8 protein-coding genes are annotated in these 6,585 nt (G+C 41.1%); 4 read left to right on the top strand and 4 right to left on the bottom strand.

Features of this window, described 5'->3' with window-relative positions:
• The first annotated feature begins 230 nt into the window (after positions 1-230).
• The 4 genes from Q0081_RS07745 to Q0081_RS07730 all read left to right on the top strand — a co-directional run bounded on the left by Q0081_RS07745 (position 231) and on the right by Q0081_RS07730 (position 2,895).
• A complete protein-coding gene (locus Q0081_RS07745; protein ID WP_298351039.1) occupies positions 231-623 on the top strand; it encodes a hypothetical protein in 393 nt (130 codons plus the stop codon).
• A 21-nt stretch (positions 624-644) separates the two neighbouring features.
• Positions 645-1,541: an RND family transporter gene (locus Q0081_RS07740; RefSeq protein WP_298351037.1), complete on the top strand. Its 897-nt coding sequence runs from the start codon at positions 645-647 to the stop codon at positions 1,539-1,541.
• Positions 1,538-1,777 carry a DUF4834 domain-containing protein gene (locus Q0081_RS07735; RefSeq protein WP_298351035.1) on the top strand — a complete coding sequence of 80 codons (240 nt, stop codon included), beginning with the start codon at positions 1,538-1,540 and terminating at the stop codon, positions 1,775-1,777. The genes Q0081_RS07740 and Q0081_RS07735 overlap by 4 nt, the downstream gene beginning before the upstream one ends.
• A gap of 95 nt (positions 1,778-1,872) precedes the next feature.
• Positions 1,873-2,895, top strand: a complete 1,023-nt coding sequence (locus tag Q0081_RS07730; protein WP_298351032.1) for a VWA domain-containing protein — start codon at positions 1,873-1,875, stop codon at positions 2,893-2,895.
• On the opposite strand, the gene Q0081_RS07725 is transcribed toward Q0081_RS07730, so the two are convergent.
• From Q0081_RS07725 to Q0081_RS07710, 4 genes are all read right to left on the bottom strand, one after another.
• Positions 2,892-3,911 carry a S8 family serine peptidase gene (locus tag Q0081_RS07725; protein WP_298351029.1) on the bottom strand — a complete coding sequence of 340 codons (1,020 nt, stop codon included), beginning with the start codon at positions 3,909-3,911 and terminating at the stop codon, positions 2,892-2,894. The genes Q0081_RS07730 and Q0081_RS07725 overlap by 4 nt on opposite strands.
• On the bottom strand, positions 3,844-4,101 hold the full coding sequence (locus Q0081_RS07720; RefSeq protein WP_298351027.1) for a hypothetical protein: 258 nt from the start codon (positions 4,099-4,101) through the stop codon (positions 3,844-3,846). Before Q0081_RS07720 ends, Q0081_RS07725 begins: the two co-directional genes overlap by 68 nt.
• 189 nt (positions 4,102-4,290) lie before the next feature.
• On the bottom strand, positions 4,291-4,899 hold the full coding sequence (locus Q0081_RS07715) for an OmpH family outer membrane protein (protein WP_298351024.1): 609 nt from the start codon (positions 4,897-4,899) through the stop codon (positions 4,291-4,293).
• 223 nt (positions 4,900-5,122) lie between these two features.
• Positions 5,123-6,511: a vanadium-dependent haloperoxidase gene (locus Q0081_RS07710; protein ID WP_298351022.1), complete on the bottom strand. Its 1,389-nt coding sequence runs from the start codon at positions 6,509-6,511 to the stop codon at positions 5,123-5,125.
• Between the last annotated feature and the right edge of the window lie 74 nt (positions 6,512-6,585).

Here is a 6,585-nt window from a genome sequence, read left to right as displayed (position 1 = left end):
GAGGAATACCAATTTGCATTGAAATGACTTCAATATTCGACTGTTGAATAAGATGTAACACCAGTGCCTTGAAATCCTCGCCGTGATTTTGGCCAAATGAATGCATGAAATTTGCCAACCGTTCTGGTTCGCTTATTTCTACTTTCTTTTTCATTTCGCAAAATTGCAATTATTTTAGTTTTGATTCCAAGAAGTTCGGTCGTTCTCTATACTTAACTGGCAGTAAGTTATTGGTAGAGTTTGGCTTAGTGGCATCGTTGAGCGTATTGAGTACTTATGCCATTTGTCTCATACTGATTACGATTCTTTACAGTTATTTACCTATCCCTAAAGAAAAACATCTTTCTCGGTTGGAGGGAAAACGCCTCAGAGCTTTTTTACGAAAAGTAGATTACCTCGTCAATCATCGACGCCGGCTTATTTACGGAACTGTAACTGTACTTGTCATTATTTCTATTTATGGATTGAGCCAAATTAAGGCCGTAGGCTACATTGTAGATGACCTTCCTAAAAATGACCCCATACTTACCGATTTGAAATTTTTCAAAAAACACTTTCACGGGGTAATGCCTTTTGAAGTGAATGTAGATTCGGGTCGTCCGGGTCGGGCATTAAGCCCTTAAACATTGACTAAAATTCGCTTAATGCAGAAAGAAGTCGCAAAGCATTCGGAATTTACGAAGCCCATTTCTTTAGTAGAGGTAATTAAATTTATTTATCAATCGTATCGTGGCGGTGACCCTAAATATTTTGTTTTGCCTGGTGCACTTGAATTGAATAAACTCTCAGAGTACGCCGGAACTGTTAAAGAAAATGAAGGTCGCTTTAAAGGTTTTATGGATAGTACCCGTCGTCATACAAGAGTGAGTTTTCAAGTAGCTGATATTGGAACGACGCGTATTACCGAATTATATAATTTGCTTCAGCCTAGGATTGACAGTATTTTCAATATTGACTCTGAAACTGGGAAATGGGCTGAAAAAGAAGAACGTTATGAAGCTAAAATTACGGGTAACAGTATCGTTTTTACAAAAGGTAACGATTATCTCCTGAAAAACTTGGTAGAAAGTACTTTGTTGGCTATAGCCCTGATTTCGGTTCTGATGGTAATTTTGTTTGGCAATTGGCGCATGATTCTGATTGCCGTCATACCAAGTTTAGTACCTTTAACTATCACGGCGGGTATCATGGGATTTGCAGGTATTCATCTCAAACCCTCTACCACGTTGATTTTCAGTATCGCATTTGGACTATCGTCTGACGGGACCATTTATTTTTTAACTAAGTATAAGGATGAATTTCGTAACCGAGGAAGAAGCGTATCAGAAGCTATTTCTCAAACGATACAGTTTACGGGAATCAGTATGTTTTACACCGCTGTTGTACTTTTTGTTGGTTTTGCTATTTTTACTGCCTCTACCTTTAAAGGTACGGTCGCTTTGGGAATTTTAGTTTCGATAACGTTGTTAATGGGAATGCTGTCCAATTTAATTTTACTTCCTGCGTTTTTATTATGGATGAATAAAAAATTAGAACAATGAAAATACTTTTCAACATACTCCTCATCTTTATTTTCTTAATCGCCTTTGTACCTTCATTTCGGCGGTTTATGTTTTGGTTATTGGTAGGGCGGCAATTGGTGAAGGAGCAAAAGAAAGCAAACCAACAACCTAAACGACGTGAAGGCGAGATTCGAGTTGAACCGGGTCCTTCCAATGCCAATCAATCCCGTTTTGGGGGAGGGGATTATGTAGATTATGAAGAAGTAAAAGATTAGTTTACTCCCGATGGCTATCGGGATTGTGGTTTACAGTTTTTAGGTTGTTATTTACTGTGGGCTATCGACCATTGATTAATAACCATTGACTGAAAATGTGGGATTGGCTTTCTTTTGATTGGTTTACTCTTTCCAAATTGCGCACTTTCACGTGGGCACATCCTTACTACTTATACGGGATTTTAGCGGTGCCAATTGCTTTTTGGCTTCGCAATTTTTTTCATGCCGGGGCTTTTCAACGATTGGGTATTACCTTCATAAACGATCATACTCCCGGCAGTTGGTCCAAGTGGCTACGCTTTTTATTTCCTGCCGCAGGCTTTTTAGCCCTTAGTTGCTTGTTAATTGCTTTAGCTCGTCCTCAATTAATTAATACTCTTACCGAGCGAGATGCTGAGGTCATTGACATTATGTTGGCCTTGGATATTTCAGACTCCATGCTCGACAAAGATTTGCCGCCTAATCGATTAACTTCTGCCAAGTCGGTTGCCAAATCGTTTATTAGCGGCCGTCTTCAAGACCGTGTCGGGTTAGTCGTTTTTGCTGGTGAAGCTTTTACCTTATGTCCGTTAACAAATGACTATGAACTACTGTACGGCTTTTTGGAAGATGTAAATCATCGAATGATTTCAATAGCCGGGACAGCTGTAGGCAGTGCATTGGCGGTATGTATCAATCGGCTGCGTGAAAGTACAGCTAAATCTAAAGTCGTTATTTTATTGAGTGACGGTGAAAATACGGCAGGAAATTTAGACCCCATTACCGCTGCCAAATTAGCAAAAGCCTTTGGGGTAAAGGTCTATACAATTGCTATTGGCAGGGGTAATTCGGGACGGTTTTTCAATGATTCTTTGGGTGTTTCACTTACTGCTCCGGATGAAGGTACCCTCCTTAAAATCTCGAAAACTACGAATGGGCAATTTTACCGAGCTACTGACAATGCGGTTTTGGCAAATGTTTTTCGTCAAATAGACCGTTTAGAACGAGTTAACGTCAAAAACCGCCGTTATCAGGAGGTAAAAGACTTTTACCGTGTTTACCTCAACTGGGCCATTGCTTTCTTCTTAGTCATGATGTTTTTAAAGGTGACTTTTATTGCCAATGTTTTGGAAGATTAATCACTTATTCTTGCTACCGAAATCTGTTGACTGCTTGCCCGAGCTATTGGGTCGGCCACACCGTCAGGGTCATTAGAAGCGACACCAAAAGTTGGAATATTGTTTCCTCGAATCAACAGTAAGCCTGCCACGTGAGGTGCCGCCATAGAAGTGCCCGATAAAGTGGCATAACGGCCATTCATATAGGTTGAAAAAATTCTAACTCCGTAAGCAGCTACATCTACCACATCGTTGCCGTAGTTGGAGAAACTTGCAAACTTTCCCGTACTGTCTACCGCTGAAACCGTGAAGATATTGGCATGATTGACTCTTCCTGGCGAGAAATTATTGGCCAATTTTCTGTCATTTCCCGCTGCTATGGTAAACAAAATTCCTTTATCAGCAGCAGCTTTTACTTCACGGTCTAAGGTAGCTGAAATGCCTTCCAAGCCTAAACTCATATTCACAACATCACCTGCTTTTCCATTTTGACTTACGTACGCTACTGCCGCTACTACACTTGAGAGAGTTCCTGCTCCAAGTTGGTCCAATACTTTCAGAGCAACTACTTTTACGCCAGAAGCCACGCCTACTACCCCGATGGTGTTGTTAATGGCACCAATAATTCCGGCTACGTGTGTGCCATGGCCATTATTATCATCGGCAGATGTTTGTCCGCTTATAAATGAAAGGCTGCGCTCTTTGTCTACATTCAAATCAGGATGATCAAGATCTACTCCGGTATCTATAATCCAGACGGTTTTATCCTGAAAATTTTCTCCGTTCCCATATCCTGTTTTCCGTATGCTCCAAGTCACTGAGGTGGGCGCTACCACATCTACGCAGGAACATACGCTTACAATCCGGTCAGGTTCAACAAGTTCAACCGTGGATTCCCTTTGTAATTCTGTTGCTTCTGCTTTGGTGAGGGTGGCTAAGAAACCGTTTTTGTGTCCGGCAAAAGTAGTTTTAATAAATTTTGAGCTGACGTGATGTTTTGTCCAAAAGCTGTTCTGACAGAGCGGCAATTCGAGCATTGCTGATAGATACAATTGATGAAGACCCAGTGTTACTGTCTTTTAGAGTGACAATGTAATCGCCTTCAATAATTTCGCCATTATGGGCGGAAGCGGTTACAAGGCAATCTGCAGCCGAAGTCGGAATATCACTGTCGCGTTGGCACGAAGCCAGCCAAAGCAGCCTTAAAAATAGTTTTACCTTTTTCATTGTCATTAGGAGTTAAGAAATGAGGTAAAACTTTATGCAAGAGGATTGTAGCTTGATAATTGGAAGGATGCTGCTTTTTAACGCTTACTTTTAACCTAAAATTGTTTTCTCGAAAATAAAAATCGGCAGTTTGTAATGACTTTCTGAAAGTCATTACAAACTGCCGACGCAGAAATGCCTTTTTTAGAATTACTTCTTGGTTTTGGCAGTTTCTTTTTCTTTGTATTCTTTGTTAAGACCTTCTACAATCTTTTTGGTTACATCTAAACTGGCATCAGCGAAGAGTATACCACCGCCTTTGCTGTATCCCAACACAAATTCGTAGCCGTTTTCTTTGTTGTAACTTTTGATGTACTCAAAAATGTTTCCGTAGAACTCTTCCGTTTTTTTCAAGCGCTCTTCTTCCAATTTACGTAACTGTTCATCGCGATACTTCGTGATATCCTGTTCTTCTTTTCCTAATTGTGCCTGAGCGGATTGTGCTTGGTCCTGCGATAAAGCACCCTGTTGAGCGCGTTGCTGAAAAAAGGCTACTTTGTTTTGAAACGAGCGGCCTTTGTTTGCCAAGTCGTTTTCTAATTGAAATCCTTTGCTTTCAAACTCTTTCTGAAAGTCTTTGTAGTAGTCATAATTTTTTAGGAGAGAATCTGCCTGTACATATACGATTTTCTTGCCTTTGGCGGTATCAGCTGCACCGGTATCACTACCACCCGAAGAATGATGTTGAAAATGTTGGTAACCTAAAAAAATCACTGCCAATGTTAATGCTGCATTCCAAATAAGTAGTCCGTTTTTCACTGTAGAAATGTTTTAAATTTATGAAAGTTAATTTTGTGAGTTGTTCGTTATTTGTAAAGTATTGAGAACCAAATCGCTACTCTTGCTTAACAGAAAATACGTGAAACTAACAATGGGAACAAAGTTAGAAATAACCCTTACCTTAAAAAAAACTTTCGCTCACCGAAGGCTTTAGCCTGTTGATGAGCGAAGAGATGAATGAGTTACAGGAAGCGCTGTCAGCTTATTGTTTCCACTGGAGCGCGTTAATATTCTGCCCTATTTTCTTGCCTTCCTTGAGTCCGGTATCATTGTCTTGAAAAGTATGGATACCCCCTAAAAACCGTGAATAGGCAGATTCTTCGGCGGATTCCCAAAACGATTTAAAAGACCTTGCTTTAAAGTCAACGTTGCGTTTGGTATCACGCAGGCGACTGACGTGGGAGTCGTCTACAAAGGCAAAATCTGTACCAAATAAGCCCTCTAAGGCGATTGCTGCTGCTGAAGATTGGGTGGAATGCCCTGACGAATATCCAGGAAATGGTGGTGCCGGCCAAAAAGGAACCCAATTGGGATTAATTGCTCGACGTACAAAGGTATAAGGACGCTCATTGTTGAATGCATACTTACATTTCCAGCATAAAATAAACGCATCTGCTACTGCTATGCCGGTGCGGGCAAAAGCTTCGGCGGCTTTATCCAGTTTTACATTCGATTTCTTAATGGCAATATTGGCAATATTGTAGGAGTGTCCCGGAGGCGTAAAAGTTTCGCTTGGGTCGTCGGCCCACCAAACTGAAATTTCCTTTTCCGTTTGAGTCAAGCTGATATTTTTCTTGTAAACATCATAATATTGCTGAAAATAAGGCGAATTTATTTGCGTAGATACTACCAATGGAGGAGGCATGGGCAAGGAAGCATGAGCTGTAATGAAAGGGCGATTTTTACCCCAATAAGGCTGCATTGGAAATTTTCTGCCATTTTCTGTAGGTTGCCATGAGCCGGGAAATACAGGTACTTTAAAGTCTTCGGGAAAGTTTCGCTTAAACCCTTCGTGACCACTGTCGGTTTTTGACCATTCAAAAATGGCTTCGGCAATCGCCTGACCAAAGGCTTCGGAACGCTCAATGACTTCCTTACTACTGTTTTCTGCCAAACTGTTTTTTATAGCAGTAGCTAAGGAATCTACCGTTTTTTTGGCGGCATCAGTAGCGGTTGGCCACAAATTTTTTGCCATAAAAAGTTGCCCTGCATTGGCGCTGATTGCCCAGTTGTACTCTTTCCCAGCATCGGGCTTAGGCAAAGTTTTTAGGCCATTAAGCTGTCCTTCCAAAGATTTATTGCCCTTAATACCAATTACTACCGATTCGTACATGGCCACGCCTGCATAGCCTAATGCACGTGATGCTACGGGCGGAGTGAAGCCCGTACTGGCTCGGATAAGTTTTAAATCCATATCTGCCCACTTTGTAGCTACATCGGCACTGTAGGTTTCGGCCCCTTTTGAGATAGCGGCAGGGTCTACGGGCTCATTGTTAGGGGTTCGACAACTCTCTATTGTTAAAGCCAATAAGGCCAAAATAGCTATCTTATAGGTTTGCCTGTAAGGGATATGAAGTAGATTCTTTTTCATACCTGTTCGTCGTAAATACTTATTGAATGATGAAAGTTGAACGATGAAACAGGCGTCAAAAACAATGCCAATTT

It is taken from the genome of Runella sp. (assembly GCF_027484545.1).
Lineage (GTDB): Bacteria > Bacteroidota > Bacteroidia > Cytophagales > Spirosomataceae > Runella.
The sequence above is the reverse complement of the archived record's forward strand: the minus strand, read 5'-3'. Positions and strand labels throughout refer to the sequence as shown.

Coding starts and splice junctions, on each gene's coding strand:
- Q0081_RS07740 (WP_298351037.1), top strand. CDS start 645: ATGCAGAAAGAAGTCGCAAAGCATTCGGAATTTACGAAGCCCATTTCT.
- Q0081_RS07730 (WP_298351032.1), top strand. CDS start 1,873: ATGTGGGATTGGCTTTCTTTTGATTGGTTTACTCTTTCCAAATTGCGC.
- Q0081_RS07725 (WP_298351029.1), bottom strand. CDS start 3,911: ATGCTCGAATTGCCGCTCTGTCAGAACAGCTTTTGGACAAAACATCAC.
- Q0081_RS07720 (WP_298351027.1), bottom strand. CDS start 4,101: ATGAAAAAGGTAAAACTATTTTTAAGGCTGCTTTGGCTGGCTTCGTGC.
- Q0081_RS07735 (WP_298351035.1), top strand. CDS start 1,538: ATGAAAATACTTTTCAACATACTCCTCATCTTTATTTTCTTAATCGCC.
- Q0081_RS07710 (WP_298351022.1), bottom strand. CDS start 6,511: ATGAAAAAGAATCTACTTCATATCCCTTACAGGCAAACCTATAAGATA.